Origin of the sequence: Fulvimarina uroteuthidis (assembly GCF_034321785.1) — a bacterium.
Classification (GTDB): Bacteria; Pseudomonadota; Alphaproteobacteria; order Rhizobiales; family Rhizobiaceae; genus Fulvimarina; species Fulvimarina uroteuthidis.
Map to the genome: position 1 here is coordinate 482160 of NZ_JAXLPB010000003.1, position 21968 is coordinate 504127.

Consider the following 21968-nt stretch of genomic DNA (forward strand, 5'->3'; position numbering starts at 1 on the left):
CATCCTGTCCCGATCTTGCGTTTTTGTGCGGTGCAGCATAGATTGGCGCGCGGGCCGGAGATCTGGATAGACCCGGGCTCGTCCCAGTGTTTCAGGCACGCGCCGGAAGGCTCATCCTGGCCCGACAGACCATGAGAGGACGTTCAGATGATCAATATGTATGACGACGCCACCAAAATGACCAAGGACATGATGGACAGCTCGCTGAAGTCCATCGCGATCATGAGCAAGGGGTTTCAGCAGCTTGCCGCCGAGACGCAGGACTATACCAAGCGCGCATACGAGCATCAGGCCTCTTACTTCGAAAACCTGATGCAGGCCAAGTCGCTCGACAAGTCGATGGAAATCCAGAGCGAATTTGCCAAGTCCGCCTACCAGGAATGGGTCGCGCAGGCGACGAAGCTTGGCGAGATCTACGCCGACACCGCGAAGGAAGCCTACAAGCCCCTCGAGGCCTCGGCATCGACCGTCGCGGAAAAAAGCAGGAACGTGGCCGAGAAGAGCGTGACCGTGGCCGAGACGGCGGCCGAGAAGGCGACCGCTCCGAAGACAGCCAACTGAGCCATTCAGGCGCGCCTTGCCGGCGCGACGCATGGCATTGCCCGACCCTCGGCGTCACCGCCGGGGGTTTTTTGTTGGACCGTGCGCCGAGCGGTCCAGGGGTGGAACGGTGCGGGGGCTTCCCCCCGCCATTCCCTCGGCCGGGACGACACGACGAACCGGCGCCGCGCCGACGCGAAAAGGCGCGCCCATCGCTGGACGCGCCTTTTTCCTGGGAGAACCCCGTCGGCCGCCGGCTGGAGGTCCGGCGGCCATGCTGTGCCGGTTATTCGGCGGCGGCGAACTGGTTCATGGTGTTGTCCTCGCCGCTGGCCTTGAGAGCCGCGTCGCCTGCGAAATATTCCTTGTGGTCGTCGCCAAGATCGGAACCGGCCATGTTCTGGTGCTTGACGCAGGCGATGCCCTGGCGGATCTCCTCGCGCTGGACGGTCTTGACGTAACCGAGCATCGCTTCGTCGCCGAAATAGCGCTTGGACAGATTGTCGGTCGACAGGGCCGTGGTGTGGTAGGTCGGCAGCGTGATGAGATGGTGGAAGATGCCGGCCTCGCGCGCCGCATCCGCCTGGAAGCTCTGGATCTGGCGATCGGCCTCGATGCCGAGTTCGGTCTCGTCGTACTGGCTCGCCATCAGCTTGCTCTCATCGTAGGCGGACAGGTCTCTGCCCTCGTTCTGCCACGTCTCGTAGACGTGCTGGCGGAACTTCAGCGTCCAGTTGAAGGACGGCGAATTGTTGTAGACGAGCTTGGCGTTCGGCATCACCTCGCGGATGCGGCGGACCATGCCGCCGATCTGCGCCACATGCGGCTTCTCGGTCTCGATCCAGAGCAGGTCGGCGCCGTTCTGCAGCGAGGTGATGCCGTCGAGGACGCAGCGGTCTTCGCCGGTGCCGGCCCGGAACTGGTAGAGGTTGGAGGGCAGGCGCTTGGGACGCATCAGCTTGCCGTTCTGCTTGATGACGACGTCCGAGCTCTTCAGGTCCTCGAGCGAGACCTCCTCGCAATCGAGGAAGGAGTTGTACTGGTCGCCCAGGTCGCCCTCCTCGCTCGAATAGGCGATCTCCTTGGTGAGGCCGGCCCCGAGGCTGTCGGTGCGCGCAACGACGATCCCGTCGTCCACGCCCATTTCGAGGAAGGCGTAGCGGAGCGCGCGGATCTTATGGATGAACGCCTCGTGCGGGACCGTGACCTTGCCGTCCTGGTGGCCGCACTGCTTTTCGTCGGAGACCTGGTTCTCGATCTGCAGCGCGCAGGCGCCGGCCTCGATCATCTTCTTGGCGAGCAGATAGGTGGCCTCGGCATTGCCGAAGCCGGCATCGATGTCGGCGATGATCGGCACGACATGGGTCTCGTGATTGTCGATATCGTTCTGAATCTTCCGGGCCTTGACGTCGTCACCGGCTTCGCGGGCCTTGTCGAGTTCGCGGAACAGCATGCCGAGTTCGCGCGCATCGGCCTGACGGAGGAAGGTATAGAGCTCCTCGATGAGCGCGGGAACCGTCGTCTTCTCGTGCATGGACTGATCGGGCAGCGGGCCGAACTCGGAGCGCAGCGCGGCGACCATCCAGCCGGAGAGGTAGAGGTATTTCCGCTTGGTCGTGCCGAAATGCTTCTTGATGGAGATCATCTTCTGCTGGCCGACGAAGCCGTGCCAGCAACCGAGCGACTGGGTGTACTTGGACGAATCGGCGTCGTAGGCCGCCATGTCCTCGCGCATGATCGTGGCGGTGTACTTGGCGATGTCGAGGCCGGTCTTGAACCTGTTCTGGGCGCGCATGCGTGCGACGGCCTCGGGCTCGATGTCGCCCCAGGAGTCGAATTTCTTCTTCAGGTCGATGATATGCTGAATGTCGGTCTGATAAGAGCTCATGGGGGCACCCTTCAAAGTCGTAGATCGCGTTGTAAATTCTTTGACGCTTCCGAACGGACCAGAACGCGCCGATGTCGGCCCGTCGTGACGGAAGAACCGTTGCATCCGTCAATATTCCCCGCCCGACATGGTGTCCAGTGACAAGTATCGTGATCGCGAAGATTTCGGCTCGGCTAGTGTAAATCCCCACAAGCAGGGGCCGCATCTTGTAAAAGATTGACAAGACCGGCTGGTCGGGACCGTGACCGGAGCGCAGGAGGGCCGTGTCTCGGGCGCTGGCGCGTGCCGGCGGGCCATGAAGCCTTGCGGCTGCGCCTACCTGCGACGACCGCGACCTCGCAAGCCCTCGGCTTGCGCGCTAGCTTGCTCGGCAAACGGAGCATGAGGACGATGCGGATCATCGATGACCGGCGGTAACCTTCTGAACGAGGACGATGTCGAGGCGGTTTTCCGCCACCTGTCGCAGGCGATGCCGGGCCGTACGGCGACGGCGAAGGGGCCGAAGGACCAGCCCGATCCGTTTCGCTCGGTGGTTTCCTGCGTTCTGTCGGCCCAAAGCCGAGACGCGAACACGCAGCTTGCGACCGACCGGCTGTTCGCGCTGGCGACGACGCCGGACGCGATCCTCGCGCTCGACGACGCGGCGATCGCGGCGGCGATCAAGCCGTGCGGCCTTTACAACATGAAGACCCGATCGCTGAGGAAACTTTGCACGGCGCTGATCGAGCGGCACGACCGCACGGTGCCGCGGACCCGCGACGGCCTGATGAGCCTGCCGGGCGTCGGGCGCAAATGTGCCGACATCGTCATGAGCTTCGTCTTCGACGAGGACGTGATCGCGGTCGACACGCATGTTCATCGCGTGTCGAACCGGATCGGCCTGACCGATGCGACATCCGCCGACCGGACGGCCAGGCAACTCGAAGAACGCGCGCCGGAGTGGGCGCTGCGGGACGGCCATTTCTGGCTCATCCAGTTCGGTAAGGCGGTCTGCGTGTCGCGAAGGCCGAAATGCGAGACCTGCCCGGTCAATCACCTCTGCCTGTCTTTTTCCGCGCTCGCACGCGTTTGAAACGCCGCGTCCTGGCCGGCGCGTATCAGTCTTCCGTCAGCGTGCCGACGAGCGCCTGCGCGCGCGCGCGGCCCTTTCGCGCGAACCAGTGCGTGCAGCAGAGGAGGAAACCGTTTTCGACGCGCGCTTCGTCGACCGCGCGAACGAGTTCCTCCACCGGTGCGAGGATCGGGCGAATATGTTCGTCCTCGTCCGGCTTGCCTGCGTTGGTCTTAAGGTCGGAGGCGTCGACGATCGCCAGGAAGATGTTGGCATGCTCCGTGGTCAATCCCGGCGTGGAGACGTAGGAGAAGCAATGTTCGATCGCCAGCGCCTCGAGCCCCGTCTCCTCGCGAAGCTCGCGGATCGCCGCGGCCTCGATCGTTTCCCCCTCGTCGACGAGGCCCGCCGGCAGTTCGATCGGAGCCGCCCTGTCGATGGCGAGCGCCGATCCGATGCGGAACTGGCGGATGACGACGATGGAATCGCTTTTCGGATCGTAGGGAATGATGATCGCCACGTCGCCCGTGTCGAGGACGTCGCGGGTGACGCTGACGCTGCGCGTATTGTCGTCGATATGGGCGTGATCGACGACGAAGCGGGCGAGCGGCCAGAAGGCGTCCGCGATCAACTCGCGGTGCCTGATGGTGTAGTCGAGCGTCTGGTCGGACAGCTGGTCGCGAAAGGTCGGCCGGTTCATTCCGATACCGCTCCCATGCCGGTCGCTTCGATATCGAAGGCCGCGGCCATCAGGGCCTTGGTGTAGTCGGTCTTCGGCGCGTCGAAGATTTCGTCCGCCGTACCGCGTTCGACGACTTTTCCGTTCCGCATGACAATGACCTCGTTGGCGAGCGCACGCACGACCTTCAGGTCGTGGCTGATGAAGAGAAAAGCGAGATCGTATTTCTTCTGCAGATCGCGCAGCAGATCGACGACCTGGGCCTGGACGCTCATATCGAGCGCGCTGGTCGGTTCGTCCAGCATGACGAAGCGGGGATTGAGAACCATGGCGCGGGCGATCGCGATGCGCTGGCGCTGGCCGCCGGAGAACTCGTGCGGAAAGCGAAACCGCGTCGCCGGATCGAGCCCGGTCTCGGTCAGCGCCTGGACCACGCGCGCGTCGCGCTCGTCGCGCGAAAGGTTCGGCGCATGGATCCTGAGGCCTTCGGATATGATGTCGGCCACCGGCATGCGGGGCGACAACGAGCCGAACGGATCTTGGAATACGATCTGAATCTTCTCGCGCAAGGGCTTCATATCCCTCGTGGATTTTCCGTCGATGCGCTCGCCGTCGAATGTGATCTCGCCTCGCGAGGAGATCATTCGCGTCAGGGCGAGACCGAGCGTCGTCTTGCCGGATCCCGATTCGCCGACGACGCCGACCGTCTGGCCGGCGCGCACGGTGATATCGATGCCGTCGACCGCTTTGACGTGATCGGTCGTCCTGCGGAAAAAGCCGGTCTTGATCGGAAACCAGACCTTGACGTCCTTGCCTTCCATCACCTTGGCGGCGTTGAGATTGGCGACCGGCGGCCGGCCCTTGGGCTCTGCGGCGAGGAGATGGCGGGTATAGGCGTGCTGCGGATCGTCGAAGATCCGCTGCGTCGGGCCTTCCTCGACGATTTCGCCCTTTGTCATGACGCACACCCGATCGGCGATCTTGCGAACGATGCCGAGATCATGGGTGATGAACAGCATCGCCATGCCGTTCTCGCGCTGGAGCTTGGCCAGAAGCTCCAGGATCTGCGCCTGAACCGTGACGTCGAGCGCCGTCGTCGGCTCGTCGGCGATGAGCAGATCGGGCTCGTTGGCCAGCGCCATGGCGATCATGACGCGCTGGCGCTGGCCGCCGGACAATTGATGCGGATAGGCGCCGAGCCGCTTTTCGGGTTCGCGGATGCCGACCTGATGCAGGAGTTCCAGCGTGCGCTTGCGGGCCTCCTCGTCGCGCATGCCGCGATGCACCTTCAGCACCTCGTTCACCTGCCGGTCGATCGTATGGAGTGGGTTCAGCGAACTCATCGGCTCCTGAAAGATCACCGAGATCCGGTTGCCGCGCGTCTTGCGCAGGGTCTCGTCCGAGGCGGTGAGGAGGTTCTGGCCGTCGAAATGGATCGCCCCGCCCGGATGGCTGGCCGCGGGGTAGGGCAGGAGCTTCAGGATCGACATCGCCGACACCGACTTGCCCGATCCCGATTCGCCGACAAGCGCGAGCGTCTCGCCCGGCGCGATCGTGAAGGAGATGCCGCGCACGGCGAGCTGTGTCGCCCCGCCTTGGGTGAACGCGACCTGAAGCGCCTCGACGGAGAGGATCGGTCTGTCGTGATGTGCCCTGGTCTGGCTCAAACTCTTGTCCTCGAATTCGGTCTGTGGCTCAGCGATGATCGGGCTGGCCGGGATGGGCGTGATGATCGTCGGCGCAGCGTTCCCGCTCGATCTCGACGGTCGCATGGGCGATCGCGTAGCGGTCCTTCAGTGCGGCCTTGATGGCGCGGATGACCGTGGTGCCGTCGGCCCCGTCGTCGAGGCAGGCGTGGAGGGTCGCCATCGGCCGCTCCGGCGTGATCGACCAGACATGCACGTGATGGACGTTCGCAAGCCCGTCGACGGACGACACCAGGACCGTGGTCATGTCCGCGATCTCGATGTTCAGCGGCGCGCCTTCGATGAGAACATGTCCGGCATCCTTTACGAGCCGCCACGCAGACACGAGGATGATGGCCGACACGAGAACCGAGAGGATCGGATCGATCGGCGTCCAGCCGGTTGCGATGATGACAAGCGCAGCGGCGATGGCCGCGACCGATCCGAGAAGATCGCCGAGCACGTGCAGCACGGCACCGCGAATGTTGAGATTGTCCCGGTCCGCGCCGTGCAGGACGAAGAAGACGACGATATTGACGACAAGACCGCCGGCCGCGACGGCCAGCATGGTGCCGCCGAGAACCGCGCTCGGCTCAATCAGCCGTTCGATCGCTTCGTAGGTGATGAAGCCTGCGATGAGAAACAGAGCGAGCCCGTTGACGAACGCGACGAGGACTTCGAAGCGGTCATAGCCATAGGTGCGCAACCCATCCTTAGGTTTGCGCGACAGGCGGAAGGCGAACCAGCCGAGGCCGAGCGCCGCGAAATCGGTGAGCATATGCCCGGCATCCGCCAGAAGCGCGAGCGAACCGGACACGAGCCCGCCGACGATTTCGGCCAGCATGAACGCGCCGGTGAGAGCCGCCGCGATCGCGATCCGCGTTTCGTTCGCGCCGTGGGCGTGGCCCTTGAAGCCGTGATCGTGGGAATGGCCGGAATGGGCGTGCCCCGGTTCCTCGTGGCCGGTATGCCCGGTATGACGGCTATGAGCGCTCATCTGGCGCCGCCGCGTGCGTAAAGGCGCGTCGGGTCCGACCCGGACACCATGGGAAGCGATACGCGCGACGAGACGATCGTGTCGCAAGCTTCCCCGCAAGCCGCCGCGCCTTGCACCCTGTCCGGCACCCTGCCGCCGGTGCGGTCCCCGGTGGCGCGGTTGCAGGCGCGGATCGGCCGGCTGACGGGCCCTGTCCCGATCGGGGGCCGTGTCGCGAGAGGGTGCGGGCTCATCCGAAGCTCTTGCGCGGATCGAAGGCGTCGCGCACCGCTTCGCCGACGAAGACCAGCAAGGATAGCATGAGTGAGATCACGAGAAACCCGGAGAAACCGAGCCAGGGCGCCTGGATATTGTTCTTTCCCTGGGCGAGCAGTTCCCCCAGAGAGGGCGAACCGGGCGGCAGGCCGAAGCCGAGAAAGTCGAGGGAGGTCAGCGTCGTGATCGAGCCGTTCAGGATAAAGGGCAGGAAGGTCAGGGTCGCCACCATCGCGTTCGGCAGAAGATGCCGCCACATGATGGTGAGATCGCCGACGCCGAGGGCGCGCGCGGCCGAAACATATTCGAAATTGCGCGCGCGCAGGAATTCGGCCCGCACCACGCCGACGAAGGCCACCCAGGAGAACAGGAGCATGATGCCAAGAAGGATCCAGAAGCCCGGCGGCAGGATCGCGGCGATGATCAGCAGGAGATAGAGCACGGGTATCGATGACCAGATCTCGATGAACCGCTGGAAGATCAGGTCGGTCCAGCCGCCGAAATAGCCCTGGATGGCGCCGGCCGCGACGCCGATGACGGCGGACGCCGCCGTCAGGATCAGCCCGAACAGAACGGAGATGCGGAAGCCGTAGATCAGCCGCGCGACGACGTCGCGGCCCTGATCGTCGGTGCCGAGCCAGTTCATGTTGCCGAAGGTGCAGTTCTTGTCGGCGACCCCGTCCAGATAGCGCGAGCAGGCCTCCTCGTCGCTGAGCGTCCATGTCGGCGGGGACGGGGCGGGCGAGGGTATCTCGTTGTTGACGGTCTGGTAGGAATAGCGGATCGCCGGCCAGATCGCCCAGCCATTGGCCTCGATCTCGTCCTGGACGAAGGGGTCCCGATAATTGGTCACGGGCAGGAAGCCGCCGAACACCTCCTCCGGATAGTCCACGACGACCGGATAGTAGAATTCGTCATTGTAGGAGACGAGCAGGGGTTTGTCGTTGGCGATCAGTTCGGCGACGCCGGTCAGAACGAACAGGACGAGGAAGATCCAGAGCGACCAGTAACCGCGCCGGTTCGCCTTGAAGTTCTGCCACCGGCGCCTGCTGAGGGGCGACAGTGCGGGGCGCTTCACCTGCCGGGAGGCGGGCGCCGACTGCGCGATGCCGGCCGTTTCCTCGCGCGCGATCGCGGCCGCGCGATCGTCGCTCAGCGTCTCTTGGTGAGACGGGTCGTTTTTCAGGCGGTCCTTGAGAGCGTCATCCATGGATCAACGACCTCTCTTTGCGAAGGTTTCGATCAGGCGGCGGAGTGCCTGCGGTTCGTTGCCGCTTTGACGCATCGTTCGGGCCTGGGGATGACGAGCCGCAAAGGCTGGGTGGCAATGAACGCCGCCAGCGTGGCGGCGGACGGCCGAAAGAGTGCAAGGCGCCTCGGGAATAGTGCACGCCATCCTCAAACCCCCCGGCTCTCGAAATCGATCCGCGGATCGATCCACGTATAGGTGAGATCGGAAATCAGCGTCGTGACGAGACCGATCAGCGAGAAGATGTAGAGCGTACCGAAGACCACCGGATAGTCGCGCTGGTAGATCGCCTGGAAACCCAGATAGCCGAGACCGTCCAGCGAAAAGATCGTCTCGATCAGGAGCGAGCCGGAGAAGAAGGCACCGATGAAGGCGCCGGGAAAGCCGGCGACGATGATGAGCATGGCGTTGCGGAACACGTGGCCGTAGAGCACCCGGCTCTCGGTGAGGCCCTTGGCGCGAGCGGTCGTCACATATTGCTTCCGGATCTCGTCGAGGAAGGAGTTCTTGGTCAAAAGGGTCGTGGTCGCGAACGCCGAAAGCGACAGGGCGATGAGCGGCAGCGCCAGGTGCCAGAAATAGTCGGGAATGGTCTGCGTCACGCAGCGCGCCGGATCGAACGCATCCGACCATGGCGCGCACCAGTTGCCGTTGACCCCGTCCGACAGGAGGCCGCGCAAGGGGAACCAGTCGAAGAAGGAACCGCCGGCAAACAGCACGATCAGCAGGACGGCGAACAGGAACCCTGGAATCGCATAGGCGACGATGACGATCGCCGAGGTCCAGATGTCGAAGGTCGAACCATCGTGCAGCGCCTTGCGGATGCCGAGGGGAATGGAGATCAGGTAGGACAGGAGCGTGATCCAGATCCCGAGCGAAATCGACACCGGCATCTTTTCCAGAATCAGGTCCCAGACCGAGATCGAACGGAAATAGCTTTCGCCGAAATCGAATCGCGCAAAGTCCCAGAGCATCTTGCCGAAGCGTTCGAGCGGAGGCTTGTCGAAGCCGAACTGCTGTTCGAGACGCGCGATGAATTCGGGATCGAGACCCTGGGCGCCACGATAGCTGGAGCTTTCGCCGCCCTGGCCGCCGAAGTCGCCGCCACCACCACCGGAGACGCGGTCGGTCGCCGAACCGGCATCGCCCTGAAGGGTCGCGAGCACCTGCTCGATCGGGCCACCCGGCGCGAACTGGATGACCAGGAACGAGATGGCCAGAATGCCGACGAGGGTCGGCACCATCAAGAGCAGTCGGCGGAGGATATAGGCGCCCATGCGGAGTGTCGGTCTCCTGAAGTTCTTCGAGCCAAGCCGGGCGAACGGGCGCCCACGCGGCGGTCTCGTCTTGGTTAATCGATCTCTAGCAGCCTGTTTGCCCTATGCAAAACGACGCGGGTCCGGTCGTAAAGCTTCGCACAACGGTCGGCCGGAGCGAATGCATCATGCCTTGCCGATGGCTCTCGCCTTGTCTTCGTCGAACCACCAGAGACTTTCCACAGGCCAGCCATAGTCGGGTTTGGGTTCGGCAAAGCCGAACATGTCCCAATAGGCGACCCGATGAACGTCCGCATTGATGTTGGGAAGCCAGTCGAGCCGCCAGCGCAAGACCCGGTCGAGCGCTTTGAGAACAGTGACGAGTTCGTCCCGACTTTGCACGCGTCCGACCTCGGCAATCAGGCTGTCGACAGCTTCGCTGGCCATGCCCGGATAATTGTTGGCCCCCTGTCGATCCACCGAGTCCGAACCAAAGAAAGCGGACAGGGATTCGCGCGTCGGCGTCGGCGTGAGCGCGAAAGCGGCGAGGATCATATCGAATTCGAAGGCATTCGTGCGCCTTTGGTATTGTGCGGCATCGACAAGCCGGATCGAGGCATCGATCCCGATGCGGCGAAGCGTATCCATGAATTTGGAATAGACGCGCTCCTGTTCTGAACCGAAGGTCAGAAATTCAAGCCTGAAGACCTCACCGGACTGATTTTGCATGCGGTTGTTCGTAAAGGTCCAACCGGCCTCTCCAAAAAGCCGGATCGCCTCACGCAGCTTTGTGCGATCCTGACCGGAGCCATCTGTGACCGGTTGGACCCAGACTGGCCCGAACACTTCGTCCGGTATCTTGCCCCGCAAGGGCTCAAGGAACGTCAGCTCGTCCGGGCCGGGCTCTCCCATCGCCATGAACTCCGAGCCCTGAAACGGCGAATCGGAGTGATTTCGAAGGCCGAACAGCAAGTTGGCATTCGTCCATTCGAAATCGAAGCACATGTTGATTGCTTGTCGAACACGCGCATCGGCGAACCGCTCGCGCCGCTGATTCAGCGCCCAACACTGGAATTTGGGGCGTTTTTCTGCGTCGAACTCGTTCAAGATCACATCGCCGCTCTGAACGGCCGGAAAGTTATAGCCGGTCGCCCAATCCTTGGTCGTGAACTCTTCCCGGAAATGGATGAGACCTTTGCGGAATGCCTCGAATGCCGGTTGGCGATCGCGGAAGAAGTCGATCCGTATGGTCTGGAAATGATTCAGACCCTTCGCAAAGCCCAAGTCGCGCGCCCAGTAATCTGCTCGTTTCTCGTATTCGATGAAACCGTTGAAATTGTATCGGCCGACGCCGTATTGGCCCGAACCGGGGATCACTTCGTCGGTTACCCGTGCGAAGTCTTTGCCGTTGAAGAAGGCACGCGGGATGATCGGAATGCCAAGCGAGGATAACGCATCCTGATAGTTCTGGGTGCTCGCCATCGTGATCAGGACTGTCTGCGGGTCGATGGCAACCACGTCCTCGACATTGCGAAGCGCGATCACGAAGCTTGGGTGGCCCTTTTCGGCAAGCGTCTCATAGGAGAACACGACATCGTCGGCAGTGACCGGAGCGCCGGTCGAAAACCGGGCCTCAGGTCTCAGTCTGAATGTGAAGGTGAGCCGGTCGGCGGAAAGTTCGACCGTTTCGGCAAGTCCACCATAGATCGCGTCCGGCTCGTCGAGAGACGATGTCATCAAAGAGTCGTACAGACTTTCGAGGCGAGGGGGAGCGTTGCCCTGAAGGACGAACGTGTTCAGCGTGTCGAACGCAATTGCAGACTGGTTCAAGATCCAGCTTGGCACGCCAAAGTTGATCTGCCCCCCCTCAGGCGCATCCGGGTTGGCGTAATCGAAATGATCGAACCCGGCCGCGTATCTCAGCTCGCCAAAGGCCGAGAGGCCGTGCAGCGGCACGCCCGTCTCGATATTCGCCAATGCCTCGCGCAGGGGCAGGGCGAGGCTCGCCGCCGTGCCGAGCGCGAGCTGGCCGAAACGGCGGCGGGTGAGGGCGGTCGGCCCCGGCGCCATCAGTTCGCGGCCGCGCCGGTCGACGCCGCGCCGGCGTCCCCGGCATCGGCCGCAGCCGCAGCCGCCTTCGTCCACCAGGAGTACGGGTCGAGGCCGGCATAATCCGGCGTGTCTTCGGGACGCACGAGCTTGTCCCAATAGGCCAGCCAGATGTCCGCCTTGTTCCACTGGGGCACCACGTAATATTCCCACAGCAAGACACGGTCCATCGCCCGCGTCGCCGCCACGAGCTCCTCGCGGCTTTCCGCGTAGACGATGGCGTCGATCAGCTTGTCCACGGCCGGGTTCTTGACGCCCGCATAGTTGCGGCTTCCGGGCGCATCGGCGGCATCGCTCGCGAAGAAATCGCGCTGTTCGTTGCCCGGAGACAGGGATTGCGGATAGTAGGCCATTCCCACCATCTCGAAATCGAAGTTGCGCATCCGCTCGACATACTGGTTCGGATCGACGATCCGGATGTTCACGTCGATTCCCAGTCGCCGAAGATCCTTGGCGTAAGGCTCGAGAACGCGGCTGTCGCGCGGATCGCTGCCGAGCATCTCGATGGAGAACTGCGTGCCGGTCTCCGCATCGATCAGGCGGTTGCCTTCGAGCCTGTAGCCGGCCTCCTGAAACAGGCTGAGCGCCTCGCGCAGATAGGTGCGTGCGACCCCGCGCTCGGAATAGTCGGGAAATCCTATCTCGTCGGTGAAGACTTCGGCCGGAATCTGATCGCGCAGGGGTTCCAGAATTTCGAGTTCGCGCTCGCTCGGAAGGCCGGTCGCGGCCAGTTCGCTGTTGTCGAAATAGCTCTTCTGGCGCTGATAGAGCCCGTAGAAGAGCGTCCGGTTCATCTCCTCGAAATTATAGACGAGGTTGAGGGCCTTGCGGACGTTGCGGTCCTGGAACTTCTCCAGCCGGTTGTTGAGGACATAGGCCTGCATGGAGGACACCCCGCCATCCGGCACCTCGGTCTTGATGATCTCACCGTTCTGCGCGGCCGGGAAGTCGTAGCCCTCGGACCAGCGCTGGGCGGAATTTTCCACGCGAAAATCTTCAAGGCCACCCTTCTTGAAGGCTTCCCAGGACGCGCTCTCGTCCCGGAAATAGGTGTATTTGATCTGCCCGTAATTGTAGCGGCCGACGCGGACCGGATTGTCCCAGCCCCAATAGTCGTCGACCCGCTCCCACGTGATCGACTGCCCGGTCTGGAACGCGCCGATCTTGTAGGGACCGGATCCGAGCGGCGGCTCGATCGTCGGCTGGGAGATGTCGCGCTGGTTGCCGGCGGCATCCGTGCCCTCCCACCAGTGCTTCGGCAGAACGGTCATGTCGCCGATGATCTGCGGCAATTCGCGGTTGCCGGTCTCATCGAAGCTGAACGTCACCTCGCGCTCGCCGGTCTTCTCGGCGGACTCCACATTGCGATAATAGGCGTTCCACTGGGGATGTAGCTCCTTCAGCTTCTCGAAGCTCCAGATCACGTCCTCCACGGTGATCGGCTGTCCGTCATGCCACTTGGCATCGGGGTCGAGCCGGTAGGTGACGGAGGAAAAATCCGCCGGATACCGCATCGCTTCGGCGATCAGCGCATGGGAGGTGGACGGCTCGTCGGGCGACTGCTCGAACAGCGTGTCGTAGAGGAGACCGCCCCCGAACGTCGCCAGCCCCGCAGCCGGCGTGCCGCGGATGATGAACGGGTTGAGGCTGTCGAAGGAGCCCGACGCGACCCGATTGAGCGTTCCGCCGACGGGCGCGTTCGGATTGACGTAATCGTAATGCTCGAAGTCGTCCGGATATTTGTATTCGCCGAGGAGCGATGTCGTCGTGCGCCACTGATCGGGCGTGTCTCCCTCTGCCGCGGAGCTTCCGGTCGCTGCCGTCGCATCGGCAGCCTCGCCGTCCGATGCGACGGCGGCCGGCCCTGCAACGGCACCGTCCACGGGCGCCGCGGGATCGGTGGTCGCGGCCGGAGCGCCATTGCCCTGCGCCTGCGCCTCGAACGGTGCCAGGACGCAGAAGGCGGAGGCGGCGGAAAGAAGGAGAAGTCGAAGTGCAGGCCGGGTCGCGGGCGTGGTGAGCAAACCAATATCCTCTGCAGTCGCTGTTCGTGAAGCGTGTGGTCGTTCCAGCCTTTATGCTGTGGATGAGGCGGAAATGTCACGTGACGAAACGGTCATGTCGTCGCGATGTCGGCCGCTCTGATATTCACGGTAGCAAAGAAAAAGCCCCGGCATTGCGGCCGGGGCTGTCGAGCGGTGTGACAAATCGGTGAAGCGTCGGCCCTACTTCGTCGTGCCGTCCTCGTTGTACTGGTTCAGGTAGGCGATGACATTGTCGATGTCGTCCTGGTTCTTCAGGCCGGCAAAGGCCATCTTCGTGCCGCTGACCGTGCCGCGCGGATCGGTGAGCCATGTGGTCATCAGCTCGGGGGTCCAGGCATCCTTGTCGGCCGCCCATTCGGTGAAGGCCGCCGAGAACGAATAGCCTTCGACCACCCCGGGCTTTTCGCCCATGATTCCGTTCAGCTCCGGTCCGATGCCGTTCGAAGCGCCTTCGCCCACCTTGTGGCAGGCCTGGCAGCGGCGGAAGATGGCCGCGCCCGCTTCCGCATCGCCCGACACCTCGACGACACCTGCGCCTGCTGCCGGATCGGCGGCCGCGACCTCGGCGCCGCCCGCGGGCGTCGTCGATGCCTCGTCGGCGGAGGCCGCCGGTGCCTCGGATGCCGGTTCTGCCGGGGCTTCGGTTGCCGGTGCCTCTGCCGCAGGAGCCTCTGCCGCGGGTGCCGGCGCTTCGGCCGCTGCGGCCGGGGCTTCGGCAGGAGCTGCGTCGCCGCTTTCCTGGATTTCGTTCGACAGCGTCTCGGGCTGGTTCTCCTCGCTCAGCACCGGCGCCTGGCTCTGCCCCGGCATCGCGTTGGCGGTATCGGGATCGGTCGTACCGGCGGCCTGCAGGTTGGCGTCGTCGGTTTCCGAGCCGGTCATGGTCGTCGTGCCCGGGCTGGTCTGGGCCGGTTCGCCCTCGGCGGCGCCCGTCTCTTCACCTTCGACCGGAGCCTCGGGCAGCGGCGCGGGCTCGCTGGCGAGCGAGCGCAGGTAGGCGATCGTGTCGGCGCGATCCTGGGGGTCCTTGATGCCGGCAAAGCCCATGACGGTGCCGCTGACATAGCCCTTCGGATCGGCGAGGAAGCCGTCGAGATGCTCGTAGTCCCAAACCACCGAACCGCCTTCGGAGAAGTCGGTCATCGCGCCGGAATAGGAAAAGCCCTCGTGCGATGCGATCGGGCGATTGACGACGGACCAAAGGCCGGGGCCGATCTTGTTGGCGCCGCCTTCTTCAGCCGAATGACAGGCGGTGCACTTGCGGAACTGGGTCGCGCCGTCCTCGGCGCTCGCCGTCTGCAGGCGGGCCGCGATCGGCTCGACGGCGGCTTCTTCGCTGCCGCCGGCTTCACCACCCGTATCGGCCTCGGCCACGACAATCTCGAAGCCGGGCGTCTCGGGCGCCTCGGAATGGAAGATGCCTTCGGCCACAAGGCTTCCGCCGAACATCAGAAACACCGTACCGAGCACCGCGCCGGAAATCTTGTTGAACTGTAACGAATCCATTGGCGGGGTAATGCCTCCTCAAGCAGCCGGTCAACGCTCGGCCATTCCACAGAATTGCCGCGGAACCTATGGGTTTTGCTTAACACAGGCAACAGCGTTATGAGGCGCTGCAGCCCGGACCTTTTGTCACCACACCCGCCGATCATCAAGCCATGTCGCGCAGACTTTACGGCCCGAACGGAAATTGTTTCAGAGATTTCGCCATGACGACACTCGTTCTCATCCCCGCCCGCATCGGCTCCACGCGTTTGCCGCGAAAGGCGCTCGCCGACATCGCCGGCCGGCCCATGGTCGTTCATGTCGCCGAGCGTGCCCGCGAGGCCGATGTCGGGCGCGTGGCGGTGGCGACCGACGATGACGCCATCGCGGCGGCCGTGCGCGACGCCGGCTTCGAGGCGGTGATGACGAGCCCGGATCATCCCTCCGGGTCCGACCGGATCTTCGAAGCGCTGCGTCATCTCGATCCGGAGGGCCGTGTCGAGACGATCGTCAATCTTCAGGGCGACCTGCCGACGATCGATCCGGCCTCGGTCCACAGCGTGCTCGCGCCCTTCGAGGACGGCGATTGCGATATCGCCACCCTCGGCGTCGAGATCGTGGACGCGCACGAAAAGGGCGATCCGAACGTCGTCAAGATCGTCGGTACCCCGATCCTCGATACGCGGCTGCGCGCCCTTTACTTCACCCGCGCCACCGCGCCCTGGGGCGAGGGGCCGCTCTATCATCATGTCGGCATCTACGCCTATCGCCGCGCCAGCCTCGGACGCTTCGTCGCGCTCGGCGCCTCGCCGCTCGAAAAGCGCGAGAAGCTCGAACAGTTGCGCGCCCTCGAAGCACGCATGCGGATCGATGTGGAGATCGTCGAGACCGTGCCGCTGGGGGTGGATGCGCCCGAACATCTGGAGCGCGCCCGCGCCATCCTCGAGGTCCGGTCATGAGCGCCGCAAAGCCGATCATCGCGTTCCAGGGGGAGCGTGGCGCGAACTCCGACATGGCCTGCGCCACGGTCTACGGCGATACGATGACGCCGCTGGCCTGCCCCTCGTTCGACGACGCCTTCGCGGCGGTCAAGTCCGGCGAGGCCGCGCGCGCGATGATCCCGATCGAGAACACCCTGGCCGGCCGGGTCGCCGACATCCACCATCTGATGCCGGAATCGGGCCTGCGGATCGTCGGTGAACATTACATGCCGATCCATTTCCAGCTCATGGTGCTGCCGGGGGTCCAGCGCGCCGAGATCACGGCGGTCAAAAGCCATATCCACGCCCTCGGGCAGTGCCGCAAATATCTGCGGGCCAATGGCTGGAAGCCGCTGACGGCGGGTGACACGGCGGGTGCCGCGCGCGAGGTCCGCGATCTTCAGGACCGCACGCACGCAGCGCTCGCGCCCGAGCTTGCCGCAGGCTATTACGGCCTCGAAATCCTCGAGCGGAACGTCGAGGATTCGGCCGACAACGTCACGCGCTTCGTCATCCTCGAGCTGCCGGATGCCGACGGCGACGCAAGAGCCGGCTGGGCCGACCGGTCGAGGCCGTGCGTGACCACCTTCGTCTTCCAGGTCCGCAACATACCGGCCGCCCTCTACAAGGCGCTCGGCGGCTTTGCGACGAACGGCGTCAACATGACCAAGCTCGAAAGCTACCAGATCGGCGGCAAGTTCGTGGCGACGCAGTTCTATGCCGATGTCGAGGGGCACCCGGACGACGACAATCTGAGGCTTGCGCTGGAAGAACTCGATTTCTTCACGGAAAATATCGAGATCCTCGGCGTCTACGAGGCATCGCCCGACCGCAAGTCGCTCTGAAGCGCCGGCAATCCCCGTCCGGCCCTTCCCGGTCGTGCCATTCTTATTCACGGTGACCGGCGTGCGGCGCATCATGCGTCGATGAAGACGGTGATGAGGATGAAGGGCGCATATGCCGACATGTCGGCCGCCACCCGTCTCATAGGGGAAGGGAGCGAACGGCATGCGTCAAACGAAGGAGCGGCAGGGCAGGGCGATCGGCGGCCCGGTTCCGGACCATGGTCCTGGACGATCGGCGTCCGCCGGGCCATGGCCGCGGCTCGACGCCGTCCTGCGCGCTCGTCTACGCGCCGGGTGCGTCCCGCCGATGAACCATCCTCTTCCATGCCGCGGCGACCGCATGCCGTGGCGGACGATTCGCAAGGTGCCCGTTGGGCGTGGATGCCTTAACGTCCTGCGCGGCGTCTGGCATTCGGTGTGCGACCGGCTGGCCGAATGGCTGCTGACGATCTGGCTTCTCGACTGGGGCCTGACGCTGGCCCATGGCGGAACGTTCGAAAGCCCGGCCGTCTCCGTCATGACGAGTTGGGCGCGCATCGAGGCGTGGCAGCTCTTCTGCCTCGTCGGCGGTGGCTGCCGGCTGTTGCTGCTCGTCGTCAATGGCGGCTGGCGCAAGTCGCCGCATGTCCGGGTGTTCGCCTCGCTCGCAACCATGCCGCTCTGGGCGGTTGTCGCGTACGGACTGCAAATGTCGGGCACCGACGCCGTGGGCGCCGGCGCCTATTATGCCTGCGTCCTCGCCGAGATGGTCGGCATGTACCGGGCGACGAAGGAGGCCGGCTGGAACGATGGCCGGGCGTTCCGTCAGGGGAGCCGAGGCTGATGCCGTTGGCGGAGATCATGGGCTATGTCGCGGCGTGCGTCACCGGGCTGATCGTCGTCATGCGGCTGGTCGACACCTATTTCGCCGAGCGCCACAAGGGCCGGAAGGCGGCGCAGGACCAGACGCGCGCGGCAGAGGTCGCAGTCTTCCAGCCGACGGCGGACCGCTACCCGCGCGCGACGATCGAGCAGCTGATCGGCGAAATCCATGCGAAGGTGGCCGAAATTCACAGGATCGTCCTGACGGAGGATCAGGAACGGCGCGAGAACGAGCGCCGGAAACTGCAATCCGATCTGGAGGAGCTCGAGACCCTGCGCCAGAAGGATCGCCGACGGACCTGACCGATCCGCCTTTGCCGACCCGGCCGGTTTCGCTGTAAGAGGGGCCACGCGGTCCGCGATAGATGTCGCCGAAACAGCACGAGGAAACCATGGCCGAAATGCCGAGGAAGCAGGACGCAGCGCTGTACGGCGCAGGGCCGCTCTTTGCCGTTGCCCCCATGATCGACTGGACCGATCGCCATTGTCGTTTCTTCCACCGGCAATTGACCGGCCACGCGCTGCTGTACACCGAGATGATCGTGGCCGACGCGATCATCCACGGGCCGCGCGAGCGGCTGCTCGACTACAGCGAGGCCGAGCATCCGGTCGCGCTCCAGCTGGGTGGCTCCGATCCGCAGAAGCTCGCAGCGGCCGTCACGATCGCGCGCGACTGGGGCTATGACGAGGTCAACCTCAATGTCGGCTGTCCGTCGGACCGGGTGCAATCGGGCACGTTCGGCGCCTGCCTGATGCGCGAGCCGGCGCTGGTCGGCGATTGCCTGGCGGCCATGCGGGATGCTGCCGGCGCGGTGCCCGTCACGGTCAAGTGCCGGCTCGGGGTCGACGATCAGGATATCGAGGACGCGCTGGATCGGCTGGCGCAAGAGGCGGTCCGGGCCGGGGTGTCGGCGATCTGGGTGCATGCGCGCAAGGCCTGGCTCCAGGGGCTGAGCCCCCGGGAGAACCGGGACATTCCGCCGCTCGATTATGGGCGGGTCGCCCGCCTCAAGGCGACGCTTCCAGGCGAGTTCATCGGATTGAACGGCGGCCTGACATCGGTGCAAGATTCCCGGAACATCGCGGCGGAATTGGGTCTCGACGGCATCATGATGGGGCGCGCCGCCTACCAGACGCCGGAGGTGCTGGCCGATGTGGACCCTCTGTTCTACGGCGCCGATCACAGCCCGATCGACTATCCGGCGCTGATTGCCGCGATGGAAGCCTATGCGGCGCGCCACATCGCGTCGGGCGGCCGGCTGAACCAGGTGACCCGGCACATGCTCGGCCTGTTCAACGGCCTGCCGGGCGCGCGGCGCTGGCGCCAGATCCTGTCGTCCGAAGCGCCGAAAGCCGGTGCGTCGCCCGCCGTCATCCGCGAGGCGTTCGCGGCCGTCCGCCTGCCGGACACAGCCCGGAACGCCGCGTGAGACCCGATCCCATCGGCTGTCGTTCGAGCCTGCGCGAAGCGATCGACCGCCGGAGCGCCGGGCCCCATGATTGATGCGTTCGATTACCAGAGCCTTGCCGCCATCGTCGGCGCGCTCGCCCTTGCCGCGGCGCTTGCGGGATTTCTCGCCGGGCTCTTCGGCATCGGAGGCGGCGCCATCTACGTGCCGGTGCTCTACCAGACCTATCAATGGCTCGCGATTCCGGAGACGGTGGCGATGCATGTCGCGGTCGGAACGTCGATCGCGATCATCGTCCCGACCTCGGTCCGCTCGCTCGCAGCCCATCTCAGCCGCGACGCGGTCGATCGAACGCTCCTGAAGGAATGGCTGGTCGCCGTCCCCGCAGGCTCGATCGCGGGCGCCGTCCTCGCCGCCAGCGCATCGTCGGTGACGCTGCGGGGAATCTTCGCGGTCCTTGCCTTCGTGATCGCGCTCAAGCTCTTGTTCGGCCGCATCGAATGGACGATCGGGAAGGCCCTCCCGGGGCTTGCCGGTCGCTCGCTGGCCGGGGTGCTCATCGGCTTTCTGTCGGCGCTCATCGGGATCGGCGGCGGGGTGCTCAACAACACGTTCATGACGCTGTACGGCCGGCCGATGATTCAGGCCGTCGCCACCAGCGCCGGTGTCGGTGCGCTGATCGCCATACCCGGCGTTCTCACCTACGTGTATGGCGGCTGGGGCGAGCCCGACCTGCCGCCCTACAGCCTCGGTTTCGTCAGTCTTGCGACCGTCGCCCTGATCGCGCCCGTCTCGCTGGTCGCCGTGCCGCTCGGTGCCTCGCTCGCCCATCGCCTGTCGCGCCGGAAACTCGAGGTCGGGTTCGGCCTGTTCCTGCTCGTCGTGGCGGCCCGTTTCGCCATCAGCCTCGTCTGAGGCGCCGGGATCGTCACGACGGCGAGCCGCACCCGACGGATCAGCGCCGGCTGATCTTCATCGGCAAGCCGTTTTCGGGCTGTACGGTGATGCGCTGGACGACGTTCGGCTGGTTGCGGCCGTCATAATCGAAGCGCAGATCCCGCATCAGGACCGCCAGCGCGATCACCGCTTCCTGCAGGGCGAAGCTCGCCCCGATGCAGATGCGCGGCCCGACGCCGAACGGCAGGTACTGGTAGCGATCGAGCGCGTCGCGATTTCCGGGCATGAACCGGTCCGGAATGAAATGGTCCGGCCGGTCCCAGAGCATCTCGTGGCGGTGGATGAGCCACGGCATGATCAGAACCGTCGAGCCCGCCGGGATCGTCAGGTCGTTGAACTGATCGGCCTGGAGCGCCGTGCGGTTCAGCGAAGGCGCGGGCGGATAGAGCCGCATGGATTCCTCGAACACCGCGCGGGTGCGGGGCAGGGCGTCGAGATATTGGCTCGGATGGTCCAGCGTCGGAACCACACGGTCGATTTCCTCCTCGACCATCCGCCGCTCGTCCGGTGCCTGGCTGAGAAGATAGAAGGTCCAGGCGAGCGAGCGCGCCGTGGTCTCGTGACCGGCGCCGATGAAGGTGATGATATTGTCCTCGATCTCGTCGCGCGACAGCCCGTCCGCCTTGAGGAGAAGCGTGAGCAGATCCGGCGGCGCGCCGTCCGGGTCGCGGTCCAGCTGACGCTTGCGCTTCTCGATCGTCTCGGCGATCAGCTGGCGGAAATAGTTCATGGACTTGCGGCCGCGCATGCGCCGGAAACGCGGGAGAAAGTCCGGCGCACCAAGAAGGTCCAGCGGATCGACGCGGCCCATCGAGCCGAGGAAATCACTCGTCGAGCGGGCAAACGCGTCCGGTTCGGAGGCGATATCGTCGGAAAAGAGCGTCGCCTGCAGGATGTCGAACGTCAGCAGCGTCGTCTCGTGGCTGATGTCGACGGTCTGGCCCGCCATCCCGCTCAGCCGCTCCTGCGCTTTCTGCGAGCGGGCGGCCATGGGTTCGGTGAAGCCGGCGATGTGGCGCGGCGTGAAGATCGGGGCGATCGCCTTGCGCGTCCGCCGCCAGAGCTGGCCTTCCGCCGTCAGGAGCCCGTCGCGCAGCAGCGGCCGCAGGATGCGCTGGCGCAGGGGCTGCATGACGTAATTCTTCGCATTGTCGACGAGAAGATGTCGCACGGCCTTCGGATCGTTCACGACGATGTTCGGGACGCCGAGCCAGCTTCCGACGATGTACGGCTCCTTGAAGGCCCGCGTGCCCCAGATTTCGATGGGATTGCGCGATGCGGTCTTCAGGAACCCGAAAAAGCCGAGCGGCTCGGAATGGGGCACCGGCGCCGGTGCCCGGAAGGGACGGGGTCTTGACGGGACGTCCGGCGAGACGAGCGTGTCGGCGGCATGCAAGGCATTGGACATGAAGGAAAATCGCCGTTTCGTTGCGGGAGCGTTTCGATATTCTTGAATATGGGTTCGCCGCACCGCCGCGTCGAGCGGGGCGCGTGGACGCGGGGAGAGGACCCTATGCCTGCGTTGGACGGACAGGGCGTTACCCGGCAGGAAATCTATGCAAGTCCAGACGCCAAGGCCCAGCTGTCATCGATCCGTGGACGGCCTGACCGCGAAAGTGTCAAGCCGCTTTCATCCTATGCCTCAAGTCTTTATATACTAGAGGTCGATAGAGGCGA

18 protein-coding genes are annotated in these 21968 nt (G+C 64.5%); 8 read left to right on the forward strand and 10 right to left on the reverse strand.

What is annotated here, in order from left to right; all coding sequences use genetic code 11:
- The first annotated feature begins 147 nt into the window (after positions 1-147).
- Positions 148-561 (forward strand): phasin family protein, encoded by a 414-nt coding sequence (locus U0C82_RS11935; RefSeq protein WP_322187344.1) that lies wholly within the window; start codon positions 148-150, stop codon positions 559-561.
- 265 nt (positions 562-826) lie between these two features.
- Here U0C82_RS11935 and U0C82_RS11940 read toward each other — a convergent pair whose 3' ends face one another.
- On the reverse strand, positions 827-2428 hold the full coding sequence (locus U0C82_RS11940) for an isocitrate lyase (RefSeq protein ID WP_322187345.1): 1602 nt from the start codon (positions 2426-2428) through the stop codon (positions 827-829).
- A gap of 403 nt (positions 2429-2831) precedes the next feature.
- On the opposite strand from U0C82_RS11940, the gene U0C82_RS11945 reads away from it, so the two are divergent.
- Positions 2832-3500, forward strand: coding sequence for an endonuclease III domain-containing protein (locus U0C82_RS11945; protein ID WP_322187346.1), 669 nt, complete (start codon positions 2832-2834; stop codon positions 3498-3500).
- A 25-nt stretch (positions 3501-3525) separates the two neighbouring features.
- Here the strand turns inward: U0C82_RS11945 and U0C82_RS11950 are convergent, their stop codons facing one another.
- From U0C82_RS11950 to U0C82_RS11985, 8 genes are all read right to left on the reverse strand, one after another.
- Positions 3526-4179, reverse strand: coding sequence for an NUDIX hydrolase (locus U0C82_RS11950; protein ID WP_322187347.1), 654 nt, complete (start codon positions 4177-4179; stop codon positions 3526-3528).
- Positions 4176-5825, reverse strand: a complete 1650-nt coding sequence (locus tag U0C82_RS11955; protein WP_322187348.1) for an ABC transporter ATP-binding protein — start codon at positions 5823-5825, stop codon at positions 4176-4178. The genes U0C82_RS11950 and U0C82_RS11955 overlap by 4 nt, the downstream gene beginning before the upstream one ends.
- A 28-nt stretch (positions 5826-5853) precedes the next feature.
- On the reverse strand, positions 5854-6840 hold the full coding sequence (locus U0C82_RS11960) for a cation diffusion facilitator family transporter (RefSeq protein WP_322187350.1): 987 nt from the start codon (positions 6838-6840) through the stop codon (positions 5854-5856).
- A 229-nt stretch (positions 6841-7069) separates the two neighbouring features.
- Positions 7070-8305: an ABC transporter permease gene (locus U0C82_RS11965; RefSeq protein ID WP_322187351.1), complete on the reverse strand. Its 1236-nt coding sequence runs from the start codon at positions 8303-8305 to the stop codon at positions 7070-7072.
- Between the two features lie 188 nt (positions 8306-8493).
- Entirely contained in the window at positions 8494-9621 is a 1128-nt protein-coding gene (locus U0C82_RS11970; protein ID WP_322187352.1) for a microcin C ABC transporter permease YejB, read from the reverse strand.
- 165 nt (positions 9622-9786) lie between these two features.
- A complete protein-coding gene (locus tag U0C82_RS11975; protein ID WP_322187353.1) occupies positions 9787-11745 on the reverse strand; it encodes an extracellular solute-binding protein in 1959 nt (652 codons plus the stop codon).
- On the reverse strand, positions 11670-13592 hold the full coding sequence (locus U0C82_RS11980; protein ID WP_416186674.1) for an extracellular solute-binding protein: 1923 nt from the start codon (positions 13590-13592) through the stop codon (positions 11670-11672). Before U0C82_RS11980 ends, U0C82_RS11975 begins: the two co-directional genes overlap by 76 nt.
- 342 nt (positions 13593-13934) lie before the next feature.
- Entirely contained in the window at positions 13935-15260 is a 1326-nt protein-coding gene (locus U0C82_RS11985) for a c-type cytochrome (protein ID WP_322187355.1), read from the reverse strand.
- Between the two features lie 203 nt (positions 15261-15463).
- Between U0C82_RS11985 and U0C82_RS11990 the strand changes: the two genes are divergently transcribed.
- From U0C82_RS11990 to U0C82_RS12015, 6 genes are all read left to right on the forward strand, one after another.
- Positions 15464-16198: a 3-deoxy-manno-octulosonate cytidylyltransferase gene (locus U0C82_RS11990; RefSeq protein ID WP_322187356.1), complete on the forward strand. Its 735-nt coding sequence runs from the start codon at positions 15464-15466 to the stop codon at positions 16196-16198.
- Positions 16195-17064 (forward strand): prephenate dehydratase, encoded by an 870-nt coding sequence (locus U0C82_RS11995; RefSeq protein ID WP_322187357.1) that lies wholly within the window; start codon positions 16195-16197, stop codon positions 17062-17064. Before U0C82_RS11990 ends, U0C82_RS11995 begins: the two co-directional genes overlap by 4 nt.
- Before the next feature lie 364 nt (positions 17065-17428).
- Positions 17429-17887: a hypothetical protein gene (locus U0C82_RS12000; RefSeq protein ID WP_322187358.1), complete on the forward strand. Its 459-nt coding sequence runs from the start codon at positions 17429-17431 to the stop codon at positions 17885-17887.
- Positions 17887-18228 (forward strand): hypothetical protein, encoded by a 342-nt coding sequence (locus U0C82_RS12005; RefSeq protein WP_322187359.1) that lies wholly within the window; start codon positions 17887-17889, stop codon positions 18226-18228. The genes U0C82_RS12000 and U0C82_RS12005 overlap by 1 nt, the downstream gene beginning before the upstream one ends.
- A 98-nt stretch (positions 18229-18326) precedes the next feature.
- The gene (gene dusA / locus U0C82_RS12010) at positions 18327-19355 is read left to right on the forward strand and encodes a tRNA dihydrouridine(20/20a) synthase DusA (protein WP_322187442.1); all 1029 of its coding nucleotides are present in this window, start codon (positions 18327-18329) and stop codon (positions 19353-19355) included.
- Positions 19356-19421: 66 nt separating this feature from the next.
- Positions 19422-20249, forward strand: coding sequence for a sulfite exporter TauE/SafE family protein (locus tag U0C82_RS12015; protein WP_322187360.1), 828 nt, complete (start codon positions 19422-19424; stop codon positions 20247-20249).
- Positions 20250-20289: 40 nt separating this feature from the next.
- Here the strand turns inward: U0C82_RS12015 and U0C82_RS12020 are convergent, their stop codons facing one another.
- Positions 20290-21699 (reverse strand): cytochrome P450, encoded by a 1410-nt coding sequence (locus U0C82_RS12020; RefSeq protein ID WP_322187361.1) that lies wholly within the window; start codon positions 21697-21699, stop codon positions 20290-20292.
- Positions 21700-21968 lie beyond the last annotated feature (269 nt).